The 21,945-nt window shown below is 54.3% G+C and carries 22 protein-coding genes and 3 pseudogenes; 13 read left to right on the top strand and 12 right to left on the bottom strand.

What is annotated here, in order from left to right:
- The first annotated feature begins 100 nt into the window (after positions 1-100).
- On the top strand, positions 101-1,714 hold the full coding sequence (locus NFS31_RS10010) for a CTP synthase (RefSeq protein ID WP_251494288.1): 1,614 nt from the start codon (positions 101-103) through the stop codon (positions 1,712-1,714).
- Between the two features lie 80 nt (positions 1,715-1,794).
- The gene (locus NFS31_RS10005; RefSeq protein ID WP_251494285.1) at positions 1,795-2,970 is read left to right on the top strand and encodes an LL-diaminopimelate aminotransferase; all 1,176 of its coding nucleotides are present in this window, start codon (positions 1,795-1,797) and stop codon (positions 2,968-2,970) included.
- Between the two features lie 177 nt (positions 2,971-3,147).
- Here NFS31_RS10005 and NFS31_RS10000 read toward each other — a convergent pair whose 3' ends face one another.
- Together NFS31_RS10000 and NFS31_RS09995 are read right to left on the bottom strand one after the other, a co-directional pair.
- Positions 3,148-3,792 carry an SdpI family protein gene (locus tag NFS31_RS10000; protein ID WP_251494282.1) on the bottom strand — a complete coding sequence of 215 codons (645 nt, stop codon included), beginning with the start codon at positions 3,790-3,792 and terminating at the stop codon, positions 3,148-3,150.
- Positions 3,782-4,060, bottom strand: coding sequence for an autorepressor SdpR family transcription factor (locus NFS31_RS09995; RefSeq protein WP_251494280.1), 279 nt, complete (start codon positions 4,058-4,060; stop codon positions 3,782-3,784). The genes NFS31_RS10000 and NFS31_RS09995 overlap by 11 nt, the downstream gene beginning before the upstream one ends.
- Before the next feature lie 154 nt (positions 4,061-4,214).
- Here NFS31_RS09995 and spoIIIAA point away from each other — a divergent pair, with 154 nt between their 5' ends.
- The 9 genes from spoIIIAA to NFS31_RS28295 all read left to right on the top strand — a co-directional run bounded on the left by spoIIIAA (position 4,215) and on the right by NFS31_RS28295 (position 11,367).
- Positions 4,215-5,183, top strand: coding sequence for a stage III sporulation protein AA (gene spoIIIAA / locus NFS31_RS09990; RefSeq protein ID WP_251494278.1), 969 nt, complete (start codon positions 4,215-4,217; stop codon positions 5,181-5,183).
- Entirely contained in the window at positions 5,174-5,695 is a 522-nt protein-coding gene (locus NFS31_RS09985; protein WP_251494275.1) for a stage III sporulation protein AB, read from the top strand. The genes spoIIIAA and NFS31_RS09985 overlap by 10 nt, the downstream gene beginning before the upstream one ends.
- A gap of 79 nt (positions 5,696-5,774) precedes the next feature.
- The gene (gene spoIIIAC / locus NFS31_RS09980; protein WP_251494272.1) at positions 5,775-5,969 is read left to right on the top strand and encodes a stage III sporulation protein AC; all 195 of its coding nucleotides are present in this window, start codon (positions 5,775-5,777) and stop codon (positions 5,967-5,969) included.
- Between the two features lie 38 nt (positions 5,970-6,007).
- Positions 6,008-6,394 (top strand): SpoIIIAC/SpoIIIAD family protein, encoded by a 387-nt coding sequence (locus NFS31_RS09975; protein ID WP_251494269.1) that lies wholly within the window; start codon positions 6,008-6,010, stop codon positions 6,392-6,394.
- Positions 6,391-7,647: a stage III sporulation protein AE gene (locus tag NFS31_RS09970; RefSeq protein ID WP_251494266.1), complete on the top strand. Its 1,257-nt coding sequence runs from the start codon at positions 6,391-6,393 to the stop codon at positions 7,645-7,647. Before NFS31_RS09975 ends, NFS31_RS09970 begins: the two co-directional genes overlap by 4 nt.
- Before the next feature lie 51 nt (positions 7,648-7,698).
- Positions 7,699-8,469: a stage III sporulation protein AF gene (locus NFS31_RS09965; RefSeq protein ID WP_251494263.1), complete on the top strand. Its 771-nt coding sequence runs from the start codon at positions 7,699-7,701 to the stop codon at positions 8,467-8,469.
- The gene (locus NFS31_RS09960; RefSeq protein ID WP_251494260.1) at positions 8,444-9,094 is read left to right on the top strand and encodes a stage III sporulation protein AG; all 651 of its coding nucleotides are present in this window, start codon (positions 8,444-8,446) and stop codon (positions 9,092-9,094) included. Before NFS31_RS09965 ends, NFS31_RS09960 begins: the two co-directional genes overlap by 26 nt.
- Before the next feature lie 15 nt (positions 9,095-9,109).
- The gene (locus NFS31_RS09955) at positions 9,110-9,862 is read left to right on the top strand and encodes a SpoIIIAH-like family protein (RefSeq protein ID WP_251494258.1); all 753 of its coding nucleotides are present in this window, start codon (positions 9,110-9,112) and stop codon (positions 9,860-9,862) included.
- 506 nt (positions 9,863-10,368) lie between these two features.
- Complete coding sequence (locus tag NFS31_RS28295) at positions 10,369-11,367, top strand: CAP domain-containing protein (RefSeq protein WP_251494255.1); 999 nt, start codon at positions 10,369-10,371, stop codon at positions 11,365-11,367.
- A 181-nt stretch (positions 11,368-11,548) separates the two neighbouring features.
- Here the strand turns inward: NFS31_RS28295 and NFS31_RS09945 are convergent, their stop codons facing one another.
- The 3 genes and pseudogenes from NFS31_RS09945 to NFS31_RS27620 form a co-directional block, all read right to left on the bottom strand.
- Entirely contained in the window at positions 11,549-12,307 is a 759-nt protein-coding gene (locus tag NFS31_RS09945; RefSeq protein ID WP_251494252.1) for a sulfite exporter TauE/SafE family protein, read from the bottom strand.
- 365 nt (positions 12,308-12,672) lie between these two features.
- The gene (locus NFS31_RS09940; RefSeq protein WP_251494249.1) at positions 12,673-13,215 is read right to left on the bottom strand and encodes an NADH peroxidase; all 543 of its coding nucleotides are present in this window, start codon (positions 13,213-13,215) and stop codon (positions 12,673-12,675) included.
- Between the two features lie 460 nt (positions 13,216-13,675).
- Positions 13,676-13,774 (bottom strand): annotated as a pseudogene (locus tag NFS31_RS27620) (DUF6783 domain-containing protein); the annotation flags it as partial.
- Between NFS31_RS27620 and NFS31_RS27065 the strand changes: the two are divergent.
- Positions 13,751-14,056, top strand: a pseudogene (locus tag NFS31_RS27065) (DUF6783 domain-containing protein); the annotation flags it as partial. The pseudogenes NFS31_RS27620 and NFS31_RS27065 overlap by 24 nt on opposite strands.
- On the opposite strand, the gene NFS31_RS27615 reads toward NFS31_RS27065, so the two are convergent.
- Positions 14,034-14,084, bottom strand: coding sequence for a hypothetical protein (locus NFS31_RS27615; protein ID WP_334303075.1), 51 nt, complete (start codon positions 14,082-14,084; stop codon positions 14,034-14,036). The pseudogene NFS31_RS27065 and the gene NFS31_RS27615 overlap by 23 nt on opposite strands.
- On the opposite strand from NFS31_RS27615, the pseudogene NFS31_RS28290 reads away from it, so the two are divergent.
- Positions 14,064-14,204: pseudogene (locus NFS31_RS28290) on the top strand (DUF6783 domain-containing protein); the annotation flags it as partial. The gene NFS31_RS27615 and the pseudogene NFS31_RS28290 sit on opposite strands and share 21 nt — an antisense overlap.
- Positions 14,205-14,217: 13 nt before the next feature.
- Here NFS31_RS28290 and NFS31_RS09930 read toward each other — a convergent pair.
- The 6 genes from NFS31_RS09930 to NFS31_RS09905 form a co-directional block, all read right to left on the bottom strand.
- Positions 14,218-14,634 (bottom strand): Fur family transcriptional regulator, encoded by a 417-nt coding sequence (locus NFS31_RS09930; protein WP_251494243.1) that lies wholly within the window; start codon positions 14,632-14,634, stop codon positions 14,218-14,220.
- 506 nt (positions 14,635-15,140) lie between these two features.
- On the bottom strand, positions 15,141-17,039 hold the full coding sequence (locus tag NFS31_RS09925) for a glycoside hydrolase family 2 protein (RefSeq protein WP_251494239.1): 1,899 nt from the start codon (positions 17,037-17,039) through the stop codon (positions 15,141-15,143).
- Positions 17,036-18,037 (bottom strand): ABC transporter permease, encoded by a 1,002-nt coding sequence (locus NFS31_RS09920; protein ID WP_251494234.1) that lies wholly within the window; start codon positions 18,035-18,037, stop codon positions 17,036-17,038. Before NFS31_RS09920 ends, NFS31_RS09925 begins: the two co-directional genes overlap by 4 nt.
- Positions 18,038-18,051: 14 nt before the next feature.
- Positions 18,052-19,011, bottom strand: a complete 960-nt coding sequence (locus NFS31_RS09915; RefSeq protein WP_251494231.1) for an ABC transporter permease — start codon at positions 19,009-19,011, stop codon at positions 18,052-18,054.
- Positions 19,004-20,527 carry a sugar ABC transporter ATP-binding protein gene (locus tag NFS31_RS09910; RefSeq protein ID WP_251494228.1) on the bottom strand — a complete coding sequence of 508 codons (1,524 nt, stop codon included), beginning with the start codon at positions 20,525-20,527 and terminating at the stop codon, positions 19,004-19,006. Before NFS31_RS09910 ends, NFS31_RS09915 begins: the two co-directional genes overlap by 8 nt.
- 100 nt (positions 20,528-20,627) lie before the next feature.
- A complete protein-coding gene (locus tag NFS31_RS09905) occupies positions 20,628-21,689 on the bottom strand; it encodes an ABC transporter substrate-binding protein (protein WP_251494225.1) in 1,062 nt (353 codons plus the stop codon).
- Between the last annotated feature and the right edge of the window lie 256 nt (positions 21,690-21,945).

Below are 21,945 nucleotides of genomic sequence, written 5' to 3'. Positions count from 1 at the left end.
AGAAAAAAGTGGGTGATTTTTGAAAAATAGGTTCTGAAAGCCCCATGAAATAAGGGCTGAAGATTCCGAGAAGTTATATTTACCAAATAAGGAGGATCAGATGGCAAAATATATTTTTGTGACAGGCGGCGTGGTATCAGGTCTTGGAAAGGGGATCACAGCCGCCTCGCTGGGGCGTCTTTTAAAGGCGCGGGGATTTAAGGTGGCGGCGCAGAAGCTGGATCCATACATCAATGTGGATCCGGGGACTATGAGCCCGTACCAGCACGGCGAGGTGTTTGTGACCGAGGACGGGGCGGAGACGGATCTGGATCTCGGCCACTATGAGCGGTTTATCGACGAAGATTTAAACCGTTTTTCCAATCTGACCACAGGAAAGGTTTACTGGAATGTATTAAATAAGGAGAGAAAGGGAGAATACCTGGGAGAAACGGTGCAGGTGATTCCCCATATCACAAATGAGATCAAGTCCTTTATCTATTCCGTGCGGGAAAAGACGGATGCGGACATCGTGATCACCGAGATCGGAGGCACGACGGGCGACATCGAGTCCCAGCCGTTCCTGGAATCGATCCGGCAGGTTTCGCTGGAAGCGGGGCGCGGAAACTGCCTGTTTATCCACGTGACCCTGATCCCGTATCTGGAGTCTTCGGGGGAATTTAAATCCAAGCCGACCCAGCACTCTGTAAAGCAGCTCCAGTCCTTTGGAATCATGCCGGATATCATTGTGGCCCGCGTGGACCGTCCGGTGGACGATGCGTCCATTTTCCGGAAAATCGCGCTGTTTTGCAATGTAAAGGAGGACTGCGTGATCGAAAACAGGACGCTCCCGATCCTCTATGAGGCCCCGGTAATGCTGGAGGAGGCGGGGCTGGCGCGGATCGCTATGCGGGAGCTGGGGCTTGAGGAGAGGGCGCGCGCGTGCGATTTGCGCGATTGGGATCAGATGCTTGCCCGGATCCGCAACAGTGAGAGGGAGGTTAAAATCGCGCTTGTGGGGAAATATGTGAAGCTGCATGATTCGTATCTCTCGATCGCCGAAGCGCTGCGCCATGGAGGCTGGGAGAACCAGGTAAAGGTTCAGGTAGAGTGGATTGACAGCGAGAGCATCACGCCGGAGACAGAGGAAGCGCTTCTGGGAGGCTGCGCGGGCATCATCGTTCCCGGGGGATTCGGCGTGCGGGGTGTCGAGGGCATGATCGGGGCGGCCGGGTTTGCGAGGAGGCGGCGCATCCCCTATCTCGGAATCTGCCTGGGCATGCAGATCGCAGCCATCGCGTTTGCCAGGGAGATCCTGGGCTATGCGGACGCCAATTCGAGCGAATTCGACCCGGGAAGCGCCCATCCGGTGATTGCGCTGATGGAGGAGCAGACGGGGCTTGCAAGTATGGGAGGGACCATGCGGCTCGGCGCTTACCCCTGCCGGATCACGCCGGAAACCCATATGATGAAGGCATACGGCGCGGAGGAAGTGAGGGAGCGCCACCGCCATCGTTATGAGTTTAACAATCATTTCCGCGAGGCATATGCAGAGCATGGGGTCGTATTCTCCGGCCAGTCCCCGGACGGGACGCTTGTGGAGGCCATGGAGCTTGCGGATCACCCCTTTTATGTGGGGGTCCAGTACCATCCGGAATTTAAAAGCCGCCCCAATCGCGCGCACCCGCTGTTCCGCGAATTCGTGAAGGCGGCGGCAGAAACGCGGCGGGAGTGACGGAGAAAATGAGCGTTTAAACACGCCGCATCGGAAATGGCCGCGCGGCAGCCATATGAATGAAAGAAAGGAACATTATAATGAAAATCAATGAACATTACAGGGAACTCCCTGAGAGCTATCTGTTTTCAACCATCGCCCAAACGGTAAACGAGTATACAAAAGCGCATCCGGAGGCGAAGATCATACGTATGGGGATCGGGGACGTTACGCTGCCCATTTGCCAAAAAGCGGCTGAAGCCTTTGCCGCGGCGGCCAGGGAGCAGGGGGAGGCCGAATCCTTCCATGGCTATGGGCCGGAGCAGGGATATGAGTTTCTGAGGGAACGGATCCGGGATTATTACGCGTCTTTCGGAGCCTGTGTGAAAATGGACGACATTTTTATCAGCGACGGGGCAAAAAGCGATCTGGGGAATATTCTGGATCTCTTTGACGCGGACAATACGGCCCTGATTCCGGATCCCGTCTATCCGGTTTATATGGACACCAACGCCATGGCGGGGCGGAGAATTGCATTTTTAGACGCCAACCCGGGGAACGGCTTTCTTCCCATGCCGCCGTCCGGGCAGCGCGGGGATCTGATCTATCTCTGCTCCCCCAATAACCCGACCGGGGCTGTCTACAACCGGAGCCAGCTCACAGAGTGGGTGGAGTATGCGAACCGGGAGGGCGCGGTGATTCTCTTTGACGCCGCTTACGAAGCCTTCATCGCGGATCCGGAGCTGCCAAGGAGTATATATGAGATCCCGGGCGCAGAGACGTGCGCCATCGAATTTTGTTCCCTGTCCAAGCTGGCCAGCTTTACAGGAACACGGTGCGGCTATACCGTTGTCCCCAAAGCGCTTGTGCGGGGCGGCATGTCCCTGCGCAAAATGTGGCTGCGCCGCCAGACAACGAAGTTCAACGGCGTCTCCTACCCGGTCCAGCGGGCGGCCGAGGCGGCATTTACAGAGGAAGGGATGGCCCAGTGCAGGGAGCATTTGGATGTATACCGGGAAAATGCGCGCGTGATACGGGAAACGCTTGCGCAGCTTGGCATCTGGCATATTGGGGGGACGGATTCGCCCTATATCTGGATGCAGTGCCCGGGAGGAATGAAATCATGGGAATTTTTTCAGGAGCTGCTCGAAAAAGCGAATGTGGTCGGAACGCCGGGGAGCGGATTTGGTAAGAACGGAGAGGGATTCTTCCGGCTGACGGCGTTTGGGACAAAGGAGGATACGGCCGAGGCGATGGAGCGGATGAAGAGAATGTAGCGGACGGCATTTTTCAAACACACTTTAAGGAACCGTCACGAAAGAACCTGTGCCATTTGCTTGTCTTTTCTTTGACAGCGCCGATCAAGCATCAGTTACACAGCCCGCTATGCGCCTGATGCCTGATTGGCGCCCAGGAAGAAAATCCTGCGCACTTCGCACAAGTTATTACAGTTCCTAATTCTGTTTTTGTTTCCACCATACATAGGACATCAGGGCCGGAAGAAAGGCGGCCAGGAGGATGCCTGAGAGGGCAATCGGCATGCCGCGTTTTGTGGCCAGGAACCGCCCGAAGATGAGGAGCATGGCGCCTGCCGCAAACATGGTTTTTCCTCCAAGGCGGTGCGTCCGGAGCCAGATATCGTCGTCGGAAAGCGTCCACGGCGTCTTGATTCCCATGTAATAATTGCTTTTCAGCTTTGGCATCATATTGCCGAGCCACATAAGCAGAATGCCCAGAAGGACCATGATGATCCGGCCCACGGACAGCCTTCCTGGATAAAAGGATTCGCTGAGGATAATACCAAGCAGAATCAGCAGGAAGATCTCTAAAAAGATGCAGAAGCGGCCGTAGTACAGCGCGAATTTCCGGTAATGGTTCTTTCGCGGGTCGATGCGCGGCAGTATGTCGAACAGCACAGCGAAAAGGGGCATCATCGCGTAGAGCAGCCAGATTTGGATCTTGGGGCTGTATGCGACTGAACCGTCCACCTGCCAGTTGGTCGGAATCTGCTCCGGGAGAAGCGGGTAGGACACCGCAGTCATAAGAAAGCCGGCGCAGGCTAAAAGGCCGCAGAGGATCCGTGTTTTTTTACTTATCATCTCTTTGCTCTCCTTTCAGGGAAAAAATCCAGTTCAGGATATCGTCCATAACCGTTGTATTGAGGGAATAGTAGATATATTTCCCTCTTTTTTCATCGTCTATCAGACCGCAGGCGCGCAGGACGGACAGATGATGGGAGATCGTGGCTCCTGTCATCTGAAAATGCTGTACAATATCTCCTGCCGGAAGCGGCCCGTGTCTCAAAAGCTCCAGAATCTGCCGTCTGGTAGGATCTGAGAGGGCCTTAAAGGTATCGCCGAATGCCATATCCCGCTGGCTCCTTTTTCATTATATTTAGATATATATCTAAATATAAAATATCATACAGCGCCTTTTTTGTCAATTGGGATGTATTGGTCATATTTCCCCTGCGCGTTCATATATTGTAACAGTTATTTTGAGAGAAAAGGAGGCGCGGGGGATGGACAGAAAAGACAGGCTGTTTCAGTTATTTTCTAAAAATGTCAGAGGGGTGCTGGAGAGAGCGGCTGCGGATCCGGACAGAATCGAGGAAATCCGCATGCGGATCGGCGCTCCGCTGTTTTTGATATACAAAGGCGCAGAGTACGCGGTCAGCCGGAACGGGGCTCTGGTGAGCCGGCGGGGCTGGGAGGACGGGGAGGTGATGCGGATTCGCAGGGAGGATGTGGAGGAGACGCTTCAGTGCGCGGTCCGTTCATCGCTGTACGCCTATGCGGAGGAGCTCCGGCAGGGGTTCATAACCGTGCAGGGAGGCCACCGGATTGGCCTTGCAGGGCGGGCGGTGCTGGAGGGAAACCGGGTAAAGACCATACAGCCGGTTACGTTTTTGAATGTGCGTGTGTCTCATGAAATCAGGGGATGTGCGGACCGGATCATGCCCCTTATCTATAACCGGGCGGCCGGGACGCTGTACCATACGCTTTTAATTTCCCCTCCCAGGTGCGGCAAAACAACGCTTCTGCGCGATATCGTCAGGCAGGTATCGGACGGAAGCAGCGATCGGCCGGGACAGAATGTGGGGCTGGTGGACGAGCGTTCAGAAATCAGCGCGTGTTTTCAGGGAATCCCGCAGAATGACGTTGGCCGGCGCACGGATATTCTGGACTGCTGTCCCAAGGCAGAGGGAATGATGATGCTGATCCGCTCCATGGCTCCGGAGGTGGTGGCTGTGGATGAGATCGGGGGACAGGCCGATCTGGAGGCGGTGAGGAGCGCGACGTACTGCGGCTGCCGGATCCTGGCGACTGCGCACGGCGCTTCGATGGAGGAGATCGGGCAGAGGCCGGGGCTTAGGGATTTTCTGGAAAACCGTATGTTTGAGCGCTATCTGGTGCTCGGGAACGCGCGGGGGCCGGGAACGATTAAAGGGGTATTTGACAGCCGGGGGAGGAGACTTTTATGTGGATGAAGCTTCTGGGCGCCGCCCTGGTGGTGGGCTCGTGTACCGGCTTTGGGCTTGGGGCGGCGAGGCGCCTTAGGGAGAGAAGGCGGCTTTTAGAAATTCTGCGGCAGATGATTTTCCATCTGAGGGGAGAAATCCTCTACGCGAACGCGCCCTTATCCTGCGCGCTTTTGAGGACAGGAAACAGGGGGAGCGGATGGGCGGCCGCATTGTTTACGGAAAGCGCAAAGGAGCTGGAAAGAGAGGGCGGGGAGCCGTTTGAGGTGATTTGGAAACGGCAGGTGGAGCTGCTATCCGGCGATACGGTTCTGAAGGAGCCGGATCTGAAGGCGCTTTTGCGGTTTGGCATGAATCTTGGGTATCTGGATCGGGACATGCAGGAAAAGACAATGCAGCTTTACCTGGAGGAGCTGGAGCTGGCCCTGGAGCGGCTGCGCAGGGAGGAGCCGGACAAGAGCAGGCTGCTGTTCGGGATGGGCGTGCTGGGCGGCCTGTTCCTGACCGTGATACTTATATAGAGACATGTGCTCCCAAAGTCTCCCCGCATCGGATTTTGTGAGAGTTTGGGAGTACACAGACAAAAATGGGAGGAAGCAGATGGGGGTAAATTTGATTTTCAGGATTGCGGCAGTAGGCATCCTGGTTTCCGTGATTTGTCAGATCCTAAAGCACAGCGGGAGGGAGGAGCAGGCATTTCTGACAAGCCTGGCGGGCCTTTTGCTGGTGCTGTTCTGGATGGTTCCTTATATATATGAGCTGTTTGAGACGATGAAGGATCTGTTTGCGCTGTAAAGCGCGGGCCGGATATACAGATGCAGGGGAGGTGCGGGATGAGCATTATTACAGCTTCGGTTCTGGGGCTTTCAGCCGTGCTGCTGGCCGTCCAGTTAAAAGGAAAAGGCGGGGAATACGGGATTTACATTGTCATGGCGGCGGGGCTTTTACTGTTTTTCTATGGGGCGGGAAAGCTGCGGATCATCCTTGATACGGCGCGCCGGATTGAGGAATACATACGCCTGAATCATGTATACTTAACCACTCTTTTAAAAATGGCCGGGATTACGTATATCGCAGAGTTTGCCTCGGGAATCTGCCGGGACGCAGGGTATGGGGCTATGGGAACCCAGATTGAGATTTTTGCCAGGCTTTCGATTCTGGCGCTCAGCATGCCGGTGCTTCTGGCCCTTCTGGAAACGCTGGAGGACTTTTTTGTATGAGCAGGGTGTGTGTGAGGGTCATCTCTGCCGTGTTCCTTTTACTCCTGATGATGAAAGCCGGCGCGCGTCCCTGTTTTGCCATGGATGTCCGGGGCAAAGGGGCCGGGGAAAGCGGATGGGAGGAGGCGGACGGCGGGGAAGCGGGCGATCCAGGCGGCGGAGCGTCCCGGGGCGATCCGGGACAGACAGAGATTGAGAGCCTTATCGGGGAACTCGACCTGGCCCCGGTTGAATATTTCCTGAAACAGCAGACGCAGACAGAATCCGTGACCTTTAAGGGGCTTTTGGGGACTCTGCTGCAGGGTGATTTTTCCGGAGCGTTCCGTCAGTGCATGGCGCTTGCGCGGGACAGCCTGTTTGCGGAGATTGAAAATGGAGGTTCCCTTCTGGGACAGGTCCTGGCTCTGGGGCTTGCAGGGGCCCTGTTTGCAAATTTCTGCGGCGTTTTTTCTAACAGCCAGATTGCGGAGACTGGCTTTTATGTTACGTATCTGCTGATGTTTACCTTCCTGGCGGCCAGCTTTCTGGAGGCAATATCCGTGGCCGGGGGGCTGCTCTCAGACATATTTGAATTTGTACGGGCTCTTGTGCCCTCGTATTTCGCCGCAGTCTCATTTGCAGGGGGAAGCTTAAGCGCCGCGGCAGGCTATGGGTGGATGCTGTTTTCCATCGGGCTTGCCGAGTGGGCCTTTGTAAGGCTTACCATGCCCTTGATCCGGGTTTACATCCTCTTCATCCTGGCGGGCTGTCTTTTAAAGGAAAATCTGTTTTCACGCCTGACAGAGCTTCTGGAAACGGCGATCCGGTGGGGCCTTAAATCTGCGGCCGGGGTGATATTGGGCTTTCAGATGCTGCAAAATATGGTAATCCCATATGCGGATTCCCTGAAAAATGCGTCTATCCGGCGGATCATCAGCGCAGTTCCGGGGCTCGGGGGCGGTGCCGGGGCTGTCTCGCAGATGCTTCTGGGAGCGGGCGTGCTTTTGAAAAATACGATGGGAGCGGCGGCCGTGCTGGTTCTTGTGATGCTGTCCCTTGCGCCTCTGATAAAGCTTCTGGCGCTCTGCTTCTTCTACCGCGCGGCGGCGGCTATCCTGCAGCCGGTCTGTGATAAGCGTATGGCGTCATGTATAAACGGCGTGGGAAACGGCTGCTGGCTTCTGCTCTCCATGTCCGGGACCGCGCTGCTCCTGTTTGGCCTGTCGCTGGCCATTATCTGTATGTCCGCCAACGCCGTATATTTTGCAGGGTAAAACGAAGCGCGCCGGGGCGTGTTGAAAAACAGAGAGAGGAGTGTGGGGCGGATGGCAGGAATGAAGGAATGGCTCAGCAGCATCGTGTGTTACCTTATCTTTACCTCGGCGGTTATGAGCCTTCTTCCGTCCGGCAAATATGAAAAATATCTGCGCCTGTTTGCAGGCTGCGTGCTGATTCTGCTTGTGCTTAAGCCCGTGACCGGGGGGCTTGGCCTGGAAGAACGGCTTGACGCCCTGTTTCGTTCGGTCTCCTTTGAATATGAGATCGGTGAATTTTCCGAACATCTGGGGGAGATTGAACAAAAGCGCATGGATCGGCTGTTTGACGAGTACGAGGCAAAGGCGAACGAGGAGCTGATCCGCCTGGCTGAACGGGAAGGGCTGGCCGTAGGGAGCGCGCGCGTAAGGCTGGCGCGGGATCCCGGGCGCGCCGGCTTTGGAACGATCGAGAGGATTGAGGTGCGGCTTTTAAACAGGGACATGCAGCCCGGGGAGGCGACGGCGGACGGCGCGGCGCAGGACGGGCCTTCGGCATATACCCGTGATGGGGAGAAAGGAGAAATACGGATTGCGCCTGTGCAGACAGTCACTCTGGAGCCGGCAGGAGCGGGGAAACAGGGCGCGTCCGGCCGGGAAAATAAAACGGAAGGGGAAAACGCCGCCGTGGAAAACGGGGAGGGGGACGGGCCTTTCGGGCAGGCGGCGGGCGCTCCGGCCATGCGGATAAACGATATGGAGGCCGTCTTCAGGCTTCGCCGGGAGATAGCGGATTATTATCAGGTGGAGGAAAACTATGTGGAAATCAGGCTTGAAAATTAAGAAGGAATGGGTTCAGGGAAAGGAACGGTGGCTGTTCCTTCTGGTGTGCGGGCTGTTTCTTCTGATCCTGTCCGTCCCGGCGGGCAGCGGGGAGAGAAAAGCCAGGGAGGCGGCTGCTTTGGCGCCAATCGGCGATCCGGAGGAGGAGACAGGGGGAGACGGGGCCATGGAGGGCGTATCCGGCCCGTCCGGAGGCGCGGCGCGGGGAAGCCAGGATGCGGAGCGGCTCTATGAGCAGGAATTAGAGGAGCGCGTGCGGGAAATACTGCGCCATGTGGACGGAGTCGGGGAGGTGGACGTCATGATAACACTCCGCTCTTCCAAGGAAAAGGTGATCCATGTGGATAAGGATAAAAGCCGCTCGTCCACGGAGGAAAAGGACAGCGCGGGGGGAACGCGGACGGCGCTCACGGAGGATATAAAGGAGAGCGCGCTTCTTGCGAAAAGCGATGGCTCCGGCGGCGATCCGGTGATTGAAAAGGAGCTTCTGCCGGAGATCGCCGGCATCGTCATAAGCGCCCAGGGGGGAGGGAGCGCGCAGGTCAAAGCGGAAATTTCTGAGGCAATGGTAGCATTATTTGGCATTCCCGCACATAAAATAAAAGTATTAAAGCGGGTGGAATAAAGGAGCATGCAGCGTATGAAGATGAAACGACTCTTTCGCAGAAACCAGATTATTATTACGACACTTGCCATCATGATTGCGGCTGCCGGATACTTAAATTATTCGGGAAAGAAGGAAGTGGCCGGCGGCGAGGTATATGAGGCGGGCGCTATGGAGATCTCCGACGAGGATATCCTGGCAGAGAACCAGATGGTATCAGGCGGGGCGCAGCTTTCGCAGGATGCGGCAGACGGCGGTACATACGGAGCGCAGGCTGAGGACGCGTCGGCAAATGGAGGCGAATACACGGAGATCGCGAGCCTGGACGATCCGCAGGAGGGAGACGCGGCTCTGACAGGTTCAGACGCAGGCGAAGGAAGCGCTGTGATGGATAACCCCGGGGAGGCGATCCTGACAGGCGGAACCAGCGTGACAGAGTACATCGCCAATGTTCAGCTCAGCCGCGAGCAGATCCGGGCCAAGAGCAAGGAAACGCTCAATGAGATCATCAACAACGAGAGCGTGGACGCAGCGTCCAGAGAGGCGGCTGTCCAGAGCATGATGAATCTGACCGCCATCGCGGAAAAGGAGAATGCGGCGGAAACCCTGCTGATGGCCAAGGGCTTCGCCGATCCGGTGGTCAGCATCACGGACGGGAAGGTGGATGTGGTGATCAATGCAGCCAGCATCACGGATCCGCAGCGGGCGCAGATCGAAGATATCGTGAAGCGCAAGACAGAGACAGGGGCGGAGAATATTGTGATAACGCTTTTGAATCTGCAGGAATAAGGAGTGTGTGGAAAACATCGATACAGCCGGTGTGGCGGGGCCATGCCGGCTGTATTCGGCGTACATTCATCCCGCTGTCCGTAACCACATCCGCGATTCCTGTCTATGGCATGATGTCGGGGTCCAAAGGTCTTTTGACCCCTTTGATACCGGATTGCTCCGCACTTTGTGCTCCCGCAATCCTCAAAAACATTCAAAATCCGCCCTGATCGGGCTCCTTTTTCATGTTTTTGGCGGGCCCGGGTTCAAAAATCCTCATCCAAGCGAGCCTGCATCGGATTTCAGGCCTTTTGACCCTGGTATCATGGTTTGGTTCATACACTATCCGGATGCGAGGTGTTTTTATGCGGGCACAGGCAGCAGACAGCCGGAACATGCGGATTATCCCTGATCTGTAAATCGCAGGATATCGTGCCAGCCATTCCCTGTATTTTTTCCTATGGAAATATGATACAATCACTTTGTAACAGATATGTAATATTTATGTAACATAGGAGGATAATGTAATGAAGAGATGGTCATTTTGTGCGATTGCGGCTGCCGCATTTACAACATTCAGCATTCCCATGACAGGTCTGGCGGCGGGCGGAAGCTGTAATGGATTTGGCGGGTATAATGGAAATTGCGGCGGGTTGGGAAGCTATGGAGACGGGAGCTGCCTGGCTGTGGGAAATGTGCGGGGAGCGGATGACTGCGCAGGCCAGAATGACTGCGCAGATCAGAGAGGCTGCGGCGGTCAGAATAACTGCGGCTCAAATGGCTGCGCGGAGGGCGATATCGCGCCCTTTGGATTTTCATTCGGGAGCCTGCCGTTTGGCAAAAACAGCGCGGGATGCGGGTTTGCGGACTGTGCGGGGGAGATCGGCGGCGCGCCGGAAACCAATCACTTAACAGGTATCATCCTTCCGAATTATGCGCCCGGGAATAATGGAAACCCGGGGACGGGGCTTCCGGGCCAGCCGGAAGCCCCGGATCAGGGCGTGAAGCCGGAGAAGCCGGGGGACGCAGAAAAGCCGGGCCAGCCGAATAAGCCGGGAGACACAGAAAAGCCGGGCCAGCCGAATAAGCCGGAAAAACCGGAGCAGCCCGATCAGCCGCAGAAGCCGGATGAGAATGAAGAGAGCGGCATGGACAGCTTCGCGCTTGAGGTTGTGGAACTGGTCAATGCAGAGCGCGCGAAAGCCGGCTTATCGCCTCTGTCCATCGATACGCGCGCCGCGTCCGCAGCGGCAGTCCGCGCCAATGAGATACAGCGCTCCTTTTCCCATACAAGGCCCGACGGCAGCAGCTTCAGCACAGCGCTTACGCAGGCCGGGGCAAACTACCGTAAGTCAGGGGAAAATATCGCATACGGGCAGGCGACGCCGCAGCAGGTGATGAATGACTGGATGAACAGCGCAGGGCACAGGGCCAATATTCTGGACAGCGCCTTTACATCAATCGGCGTAGGCCATGTACAGAGCAGCTCAGGGGTACATTACTGGACGCAGTTATTCGTTAATTAAAACTGAAAACATAATTACAGCAAAGTTTTAGAAAGCAGATATGCCGGCCGCGCTCCGATTCAGATCAGGCGCGGCCGGCATATCTGTATGTTGTCCGGGAAAGCATGTTTCAAACACGCTCAACGGGAAACAGCAGAGTCAAACTCAGCCTCAGGGATCAGAGGATCCTCCCTCGGCTTTCCTATAATACTTCTGTCAGGACCTTGATAAAGAAGATCACAAGCACAAGCAGGATGACAGGCCGTACAAGTCTTGCGCCGCCCCGGTCAAAAAAGCGGGTTCCGATATAATTTCCGGCGATACTGAACAGACCTGCCGAAAGCCCCAGAGGAAGGATCACCTTTCCGTACAGTAAAAGCACAGACAAACTGGAAATATTTGTCGTGAGATTGATAGCCTTTGCGATCCCGTTTGCTTCTTTGAGCTTCATATGCGCCACCCCGGTCAGGAGAAGGATTAAAAAGGTACCGGTACCGGGGCCGTAAAAGCCGTCGTATACCCCAATCACGAAGGTGATCCCTATACTGAACAGCAGCGTTTTCTGCTGCGGCCAGGGCTCCTGATCCGTTTCCAGCGATTTACACCGGAATATGTAAAAGGCAGTTAAAGGCAGAATGATGAGAAGCAGCTTTTTAAACACAGCGTCATCCAGCAAAAGCCCCAGGCGCGCTCCCGTCGCGGAGGCAAACAGGGCGCAGGCCGAGCAGATAAGGGCCGGTTTCCAGACAATATATCCGTTTTTAGCAAATCTCCATGCGGCGATCGCAGTCCCCATACTGGAGCTCATCTTGTTCGTGCCAATCGCAAAATGCACCGGAAGCCCGGATATGATATAAGCAGGCAGGGAAATCAGCCCGCCGCCCCCCGCGATGGCGTCTATCAGGCCCGCGACAAAAACCAGCGGGCAGACAATCAGAAAATGTGTTATCGTTAATTCCATAATGTTCATCCTCCTGTTGAATGTGATAAAAGAAGCATATCACGAAAGACGGGATCTGCCTATCCTCAAAATGGAAATAAGATCATAAGTAATTGGTTACACAAAGGTTTTTCTGAATAAATAAAAATACTGCTGCCTATGTTTTTGGATATTCTGATTTGACAGCATTATTAAAGCAGCAGAGGATTCCAGACAAGTTATTATAGAGCTGCAGTAAGATGTAAAATTGGAAATGTCAAAAAGAGCTTGAAAATAGGAATTTATCCTAAATGGCAAGGTACAACAAAAGAACAATCAAAAAGGGAACAAACCATCTCTGATTCATTCCCTTTATCTTCAGAATCCTTTAAAAACAGGCGTATTAATTAGCCAAAGTATCTCTTCAGCAGACCTGCAAACGCCTTGCCGTGTCTCGCCTCATCCCTTGCCATCTCATGAACGGTGTCATGGATCGCATCCAGGTTAGCGGCTTTCGCACGCTTTGCGAGGTCAAACTTACCGGCTGTAGCGCCGTTCTCAGCCTCTACGCGCATCTCAAGGTTCTTCTTCGTGCTGTCCGTAACAACCTCGCCGAGGAGCTCAGCGAACTTTGCGGCATGCTCCGCCTCTTCGTAAGCGGCCTTCTCCCAGTATAAACCGATCTCCGGATAGCCTTCTCTGTGAGCGACTCTCGCCATAGCCAGGTACATGCCGACTTCCTTGCACTCTCCCTCGTAGTTGGCTCTTAAATCCGCCAGGATATCCTCGCTCACGCCCTGCGCAACGCCTACCACGTGTTCAGCGGCCCAGCTCATCTCAGAAGACTGCTCCTGGAACTTGGAAGCAGGCGCGTTACATACCGGACATTTCTCCGGAGCTGCGTCGCCTTCATGAACATAGCCACATACGGTACATACGAATTTTTTCATTATAATTCTCTCCTTTTTTATTGAAAATGTGTCAGAAACATGTTCGGGTGTAATCTTTAAATCAAGAATGATTACTGATATTAAAATACCACAGTTTTATCTGCTTGTCAATACGATTTTATAAAAATGTCTTTATATAAATTAGTAATTATTATCATTTTTTACAGGGCCTGCCCGGGCGCCTGCGCGGCAAAGGTAAGGAACGGTTAGAAAAATAAAATGATGCCAGGCTGTGTGTTTGGACAGGGCCTGGCGCCATTTCTCTATTTTATTGTGTATTCGCTTTATATATCATCCGGTCTGGTGGAACATACGCAGAAATCCGACAGAAATTGCCTGCCGAAATTACGGCTAAGCAGGCTCCCGCCAGAACGGGACCGGCAGGAAATGTGGTATTTGCGGGCAATCCCTGTTCGGATATGACATTTGAAAAGGACAGTTATTGGAGAATTCTCAGAAATCAGCTAGAGCGTGTTTGAAAAATGCTTTCTGCCAGATGTGCGTTCCGCTTTGTGGGAGATTTGGGCCAAATGAACGCGGCGCAGTGGGCTGCGTTAAGTGAATTTGGCACAAATATGCCGCAAAGTGGGGCGTGCAGATGGCGGGAATGATTTTTCAAACACGCTCTAACCGTTATGGGCACATGGAATTCCTCATTTACAAAAGAGGCACAGATGACTGGAATTATGCAATAAAAAGGCTGGAAAAGCGCCGTGCCGCTCCCGCGCGGTTGATTTCCCATCACTTTATATCGGAACAGCTCAGGGAGGGGCTGGCGGTTATGCACAGCAAAAAGGAGGATTACTGCAAGATTATGTTTACTGGCAATCTGGCGCTCTAGAGCGTGTTTGAAAATTCATTCCTGGCATCTGCACGCCCCACTTCGCGGTATATTTGTGCCAGATTTACTTAACGCAGTCCGCTGCGCCGCGTTCATTTGGCGCAAAACTCCCACAAAGCAGCACGCACAGCTACCAGAAAGCAATTTTCAAACACGCTGTACTATCGGCCGGCAATCTCATCGTTTCCTTTTTTCCCCTCCTCACACTCCCCGCACACCCCATAAAAGCAGATCGTATGCCCGTCAATCCTCCCGGAGACATACTGTCCCGCCATGGCCTCCAGATTGCAGATGGTTTTCATGGGGATATCCGCGATCTGTCCGCACCTTTTGCACACAAAATGATAATGCGGGGATGTATTATAATCAAAATGATCTGTCCCGCCGCCGCAGGAAATCTTCTGTATCTCCCCCAGCTCGACCAGGAGGTTCAGATTCCGGTACACGGTTCCAAGGCTGATCGTAGGGCACTGCTTCCGGATGGCAGTATACAGGGCATCCGCAGTCGGGTGATCCTGACGTCCCATCAGGCTTGTTTTGATAAACTCCCTCTGACGGCTGTATTTTAACGTTTTCATAGGCAATGGTTCCTTATATAATAGTAATAATCATTATTATTTATATTATGCAGAATGTCTGTGGGTTTGTCAATGTTAAATTTTTCCTGACAGTTGCCTTCTGATGTTATCCGGTAACAGTTCAGATAAGTCTGCGCACCTGCTGCGCTGACCGTACGAAAACGCAGCGGCAGCAGGCATCCGCCCCATCGCGAAGCGATTTTCATTGGCATATGCCGTAACAGTTCAGGTTATCTGAACTGTTACGTTATCCGGTTATAAATGGTTATCGAATCACTTTTGTAGCACATGCACAGCCTGAAGCCTATGCTCTTTTGGCAGCTTTGCCGATTACAGATTCTAAACAGCAAAAGAGAGCCACAAAATGGCTCTCTCAGTACAGTCCCCCAAATCTGTATATAAATACGATAGAAGCTCCGGCACAACCGCGCTTTGGCTCAGAAGACTGGTATTTTTTCTGAGCCGAAGCGCAACTGCACACATTCATACGGGACATCGCGGCCCCCTTAAGCGTCCGCCTCTTCTCCCGCCGCCTCGCGGAACAATTCATACAGCCGCTCATTCAGCTTCCCGACCTCATCTGAGAGCAGCTTATCCTCATCCCGGTCGTACGTCATGACGCCGTTGATCTCCTCCTCGATATCGCTCGTCTGCGTATAGATCGCGCTGCTGAGCCCGTGTTCGACATTCGGAAGGATTTCCTCCTCCCACAGCCGTTTATAATTGGCCGTGAGCTCTTCCTTTGAACGGTAGTTCTGATACCCGAATTCCTTCTCGCACGCGAGGTGCCCTTCCATGGGGTAGGCATACCCGCCGTATTCGGTCAGAGCCACGACGCGGTCGGGCTGCGGCTCCACGGCGAGCTTATGCACATAATTATGGATGCTGTACATATCGCCGCCCTTCTGGTCGAACCAGCCGCAGGCTTCGTTGATCAGCCTCGAGGGATCCAGCCGGCGGATGAGCTTGGTGGCCCTGCGGGCGTCGAACTGGCCCCAGCCCTCGTTAAAGGGAACCCAGACCGCGATGCACGGATAATTATAAAGCTCGCGGATCATGCCCTTGAGATCCTTATAATACTGCCTGCGTCCCTCCTTATCTTCCCTCTTAAACAGGCGGTAATGGCAGTCTTTCACTCCTCTGGCGAACCAGTCAAAGGCATTGGTCAGGTAAGTGACAAAGACCATGTTATAGTCCCCGCCGCCGTTTGGCATATCCTGCCACACCGCCATCCCGATTCGGTCACAGTGGTAATAAAAGCGCTCCGGCTCCACCTTGATGTGCTTGCGGATGGTATTATACCCGTATTCCTTGAGCTTGATAATATCGTACTTAAGCGCCTCGTCCGTAGGAGGCGTGAGCAGGCTTTCCGGCCAGTAGCCCTGATCCAGGACGCCGTTGAAAAAGTACGGCTTATTGTTCAGGAAGAAGCGCAGGATGCCCTCCTTATCCCGGCCGACAGAGTATTTCCTCATCCCGAAGTAGGAGGAAACCTGATCCTCGCCGTACGAGATCCGGAGATCATACAGATGCGGGTTTTTCGGGCTCCAGGATGTGAAGCCCGGAAGCGGGATCCGCACCCGCCGGCCCGCCGATGCCTCTGCCTTTGCGACGGCCTTTCCCTGATCCAGAACCGTAATCGACACGCGGCCGTCAAAATCAGAGCCGCCGGCCGCGCAGCCGTCAAAATCATGGCCGCCGGCCGCGCAGCCGCCAGAACCGTCTTCAGGGACATGGACGCCGGCCGCGCTCCGGCCCTCGCCCGGCGTATTTCCAAACACCGTGACCGCTACCGCTTCCTCGTCAAACAGCGGCATGATTTTTAGCGCCCGTACATACTGCTTTGGCACGCTCTCGATCCATACGGTTTTCCAGATACCGCTCTGGGGCGTGTAGAAGAGGGAGCCGTATTTGCCGCGCTTTACAAGCTTTTGCTTGCCCCTTGCATGGGGGGATTTTTCGGTCTTGTCCGTTACGCGTAAGGTGAGGACATTGTCGCCCTCAGAGAGCGCGTCCGTGATGTCAAAGGAAAAGCTCACGTAGCCGCCCTTGTGCCCGCCGAGGCGTTTTTTATTCAGGAACACCTCGCACTCCTGGTCAACGGCCCCGAAGTGGAGCAGGACGCGTCCCTTTACAAAGCCCTCCGGGAGCCGGAAGAGCTTGCGGTAATGGAGGTAATCCTCGGGCTGTACGATTTTCTGCACTCCGGAGAGAAGCGTCTCTGGAGAGAAGGGAACGAGGATGGTTCCGTCGTAGTGTTCTGTGTGCGTGGAATGGCTGATGCAGTATTCCCATTCTCCGTTTAAGTTGAAATAGCTTTCCCGAACCAGGTTCGGCCGGGGATATTCGGGGAGCGCGTGGTCTTTATCCACGTCTTTTGCCCATCGGCTTGTCAATTGGATCATACCGCGTCACCTGCCTTCTTCTTTAATTTAAGGCTCTGGAACACCTCGGACTGGACTCCCACGGAAACCAGCACAAGAAGGCCCATGATGATCGACTGCCAGTGTACCGAAATTCCGGAAGGGAGATAGGTAAAAATGGTATTTATAATAAAGTAGATTAAAATACCGAAAAAGGTTCCGGAGAATTTCCCTTCGCCGCCGGAGAGCTTGACGCCGCCGATGGCGCACATGGCAATGGCGTATGTCTCATAGACGTTGCCGGCGCTTAAGGTAGCGCTTCCGCTGCTGGAGGCTAAGAGCACGCCGGAGAGGGAGGCGATCGCGCCGGAGCAGACGAACGCGCCGATCTTGATGCGGTCTACGTCAATGCCCATCATGCGGGCCGCCTCGCCGTTTCCTCCGACGGCGTAGAGCCGCATGCCGAATTTCGTATATTTGGCTGCGTACATGCAGAGGAAGGTGAGCAGGAACAGGATGGGAATCAGGATGGAAATACCTGATTTCATGCCCAGGAAGCCGGGAAGGATCTTGGCCCCTGCGAAGGTCATGATGCCGGCCGGGATGCTCACGGACTGCTTGGCCAGGATGAGGATCATGCCCCTTAAGGCAAACATCATGGCCAGAGAGGCGATCCACGAGGAAATGCGCATCTTGGCGACCATAAAGCCGATCAGATAGCCGGAGACAACGCCGGTGAGAATGCCGGCCGCGATGCCGAGCACAGGATTTACCTGTCCGACAAGGCCCATCACAACGCCGCTTAAGGCAAATACCGCGCCCACGGACAGATCGATTTCCGCGCAGAGGATGACAAAGGTCATGCCGAGAGCCAGGAAGCCGCCGTTTTTCGCCGCCTTGAGCAAAATGTTGAATACATTTGCCGATGTCAGGAAATTTTTATCCCGAAAGACGATGCTGGCGACGATGACCAGGAGTAAAAATGCTAAAACCGTGCTTTTGGAATAAAAGGAATCATAGATCTTTTTTGCTGTCTTCATACCGCTTTCACCTCCTACTTGGCCTGTTCTCTCTGGATAAATACCGCAACCACGATGATGAGCGCCTTAAATACCTGCGCGTACTGATCCGGTATGTTATTCATGACGCAGGTCAGTGTGATCATCTGCATGATGAGCGCGCCGACCACGGTTCCGAGCACATGCGCCTTGCCGCCGGTCATAGGGGTTCCGCCGATCACGACCGCCGCGATGGCGTCCAGCTCGGCGAGCTGCCCCAGGGAGCTTCCGGCTGCCACCGTTACCTTGGCCGCCTGGAAGATTCCGGCAAACGCGGCCAGAAAGCCGCTCAGCCCGTATACGAACATTAATGTAATGGCTGTATTGATTCCGGCCAGGGAGCTGGATTTCATGCTGTCGCCCACGGCCTGGATCTGACGGCCGAGCACAGTCTTTTCCGCGAGGATCCATATGGCAGCGACGGAGAGGACGATGGGGACAATCTGCACAGGGATCACGCCGCCGATTTTATAGGAGCCCCACACGGAGAGCTGCTTCCCGACCTCCCCCAGCTTATTAAAGTAGATATCGCGCCCGCCGCAGAGCACCTGGGAAACGCCGCGCACCGCGAGCTGCATGCCGAGCGTGATAACCATGGCCTGGAGCTTAAGCCTCCCGACAAAGAAGCCGCTGATGCAGCCTGCAAAGACCGAGGCGAGCACAGCGAGGATCAGGGCCGGAAACAGGCCCATACCAGGCATGAACTGGGCGGTCATAACGCCGGCCAGCGCCATCACAGAGCCGACCGCAATGTCAATGCCCCCTGTTGAGATGACGAGCGTCATGCCCATGCCGCAGAGGATAGTGGGGCAGATCTGTGTGATGATGTTGTTTAAATTTCCGATTCTGAAAAAGTTCGGCGTAAATACAGAGTTAAACAATATGAAAAAAATCAGCATTGCGATCGCGCTGTATTTCTTTATCAGAGCAAGATTATCTTCTTTTGTTCTACTCATGCGTATTCCCCTCGCTTTCACTTCCCTTTGCAATCAGTTCCATAATCTTATTCTGGTTGATGTCCTCATTGATGACCTCGCCGACGGCCCGGCCTTCCCTCATGACCACCACCCGGTCGCAGTTTCGCTCAAGCTCCGCGATCTCGGACGAGATCATGAGAACCGAGATCCCGTTGTCTGAGAGCTCCTGGATCAGCGTCTCGATCTCGGCCTTGGCCCCTACGTCGATGCCGCGCGTGGGCTCGTCGAGGATCATGAGCTTGGGATTCATGCACATCCAGCGGGCGAGAAGAACCTTCTGCTGGTTTCCGCCGCTTAGGTTGCAGATGGCCTGCTCCGGGTTTGGCGTTTTGATCTTTAAGCGCTCAATATATTTCTTAACAATCTCATCCTGCTCCTTTTTCTTCACAAAGCCAAATTTCTGAAGCCTGGGAAGCAGCGCGATTGTCATATTTTCCTTTACTGACAGATGCGGGATGATGCCTTCCACCTTCCGGTCCTCGGTGCAGAAGCCCATGCCCTTTTTGATGGCGTCCGCCGGCTTATGGATATGCGCCGGCTCGCCGAACCAGAATACGTCCCCTTTGTCCGGTATGCGCGTCCCAAAGAGCACCTGGGCAAGCTCGCTTCGTCCCGAGCCGAGAAGGCCCGCCAGTCCCAGCACCTCTCCGCGCTTGATGTCAACATTGATCCCATTGAGCCTCATCCCCTGGTAAATCCCGCTGGCCTGCGCCACGGTCTGCTCTGAGGCAAACCTATACGCATCCTTATTGCGCTCTAAGGTCACGGTATCCTTGCCGACCATGAGGGAGATGAGCTTAAACTGGTTCAGATCAGCGATATCATAATCGCCTACATATTCCCCGTCCTTAAAAACCGTCAGGCGGTCGCAGATTTCAAATATCTCATCCAGCTTGTGGCTGATGAAGATCACGCTGATGCCTTTTGCCTTCAGCTGCCGGATGATGCGGAATAAAACAGAGACTTCCTGCCTGTCGAGCGATGAGGTCGGCTCGTCCATGATTACAAGCTTGGCATTGATGCTGACAGCCCTTGCGATGGCGACCATCTGCTGGATGGCTGTGGAGAAGTTGCTCAGCGGCTTTGTCACGTCAATGTCAATCCCCAGCTCTTTGAGGATGCGCGACGCCTCGCCCGCCATCTGGCCACGGTCAATGGATCCGAACTTGTTCTTCGGCTCCCGCCCCAGAAACAGGTTTTCATAAACGGTCTGAAAAAGCACCAGGTTTAATTCCTGGTAAATGGTGGAGATGCCTGCCTCGTTTGCTTCGATCGGAGTTTTGCAGTCAATCTCTTTTCCGTCAAAATGGATGGTTCCTCCGTTTTTCTGGTAAATCCCTGTCAATACCTTGATGAGTGTCGATTTCCCGGCGCCGTTTTCCCCCATCAGGGAATGGACCTCCCCCTTGCCTACCGTAAGATTCACGCCCTTTAACGCCCGGACTCCGGGAAACGTTTTTTCAAGGCCCTTAATCTCCAGCAAAACCTCTGACATAGTCTGCTCCTTTCTGAAAACAGGTATAAAAAGAACGCTGCAAAGTAATCATTTTGCAGCGTTCCTTTAGATTACCCGCGTATTTTAAACTTCAGGGTCATTAGAATCCAAGATCTACGTTTACGTTGTCCTTCGTATAAAGCGTGTCCTCATTTACAATATGCTCCGGAACCTCTTCGCCATTGATGAGTTTGGTGATGGTGTCAAGGACAATCCCGCCAAAGTACGGCGTGCATGTACAGGAGGCTAACTGTGTTCCATCCTCTACGGCCTCGAGGGCGGCCCTTGTGCCGTCGATGCCCAGAGTGAGGATATCCTGTCCGGGGGTCAGGCCGGCGGCTGTAATTGCGTTCATCGCGCCCTGAACCATATCGTCCGTAACGGCGAACACGGCGTCAATATTCTCGCCGCCCTGCGCCTGGAGGATGTTCTCCATAACAGACTGCGCCTTATCCATCAGCCACTCGCCGTCCTGCTCGCCGACGATGGCGTACTTGGAGGTGTCAAGCGCATCCACAAAGCCCTTCTGGCGATCCGTGGAAGTGGAGGAGTCATAGCCGCCGTTGATGATAACCACATTTCCGCCGTCCGGCAGAGCTTCCATCAGGGCCTTTGCGCACTGCTCGCCTTCCCAGACGAAATCAGACATGATGGCCGTGGTGTAGTAGGTTCCCGCCTCGCCGGCGATCGCGCGGTCAACCAGGATGACGGGAATCTCCGAGTCCATGGCTTCCTGGAGCGCGCCCTGAAGGCCGTTGTCCTCAAGCGGCGCAACTACAAGGAAATCAACCCCTGCCGCCACCAGATCGCGGATATCGGATTCCTGTGTGGCGATATCGCCGCCTGCATCCTTAACAATGAATTCGCCGCCCGCGCCCTCGATGTATTCCTTAATGCTGTCCGTCTCGGTTGTTCTCCAGGATGACATGCTGTCTGTCTGGGAGAATCCGACCTTCTTGCCCTCCAGGATATTGCCTGAGGCGCCCGCTGCGTCGCCGCCCTCTGCCGTGCTGCCGCCGCTCTTGTCATCCCCTGCGGAACCGCCGGCCTGCTCTGCCTGCGTTTCCGGCTTCGCGGCGGCGGGCTCCTGGGCGGATCCTCCGCAGGCTGTCAGTGACAGGGCCATCAAACCGGACATAGCAACTGTGATTAATCGTTTCATAATACGTTTCCTCCTTAACGGTAAACCCGAACAATATTTATTACATGGTTGATGTTACACCAGTTTGTCCAAAATGACAATAACCAAAATCTGTTTTGTTATTTTTTTCTATTATTTTGCCAAAAATATTGCCATCATTTTGGCTTTGTTGTATATTTATTTCATAAAACATGTAACAAAACGACGGGCTAAACCATCAAAGGGCGCTTCTTTAAGTCAGAGAGGCGATGCGTTAATGCAAAATTTCATGCAGGAA

Source organism: Otoolea muris, from assembly GCF_943193115.1.
Classification (GTDB): Bacteria; Bacillota; Clostridia; order Lachnospirales; family Lachnospiraceae; genus Otoolea; species Otoolea muris.
The sequence above is the reverse complement of the archived record's forward strand: the minus strand, read 5'-3'. Positions and strand labels throughout refer to the sequence as shown.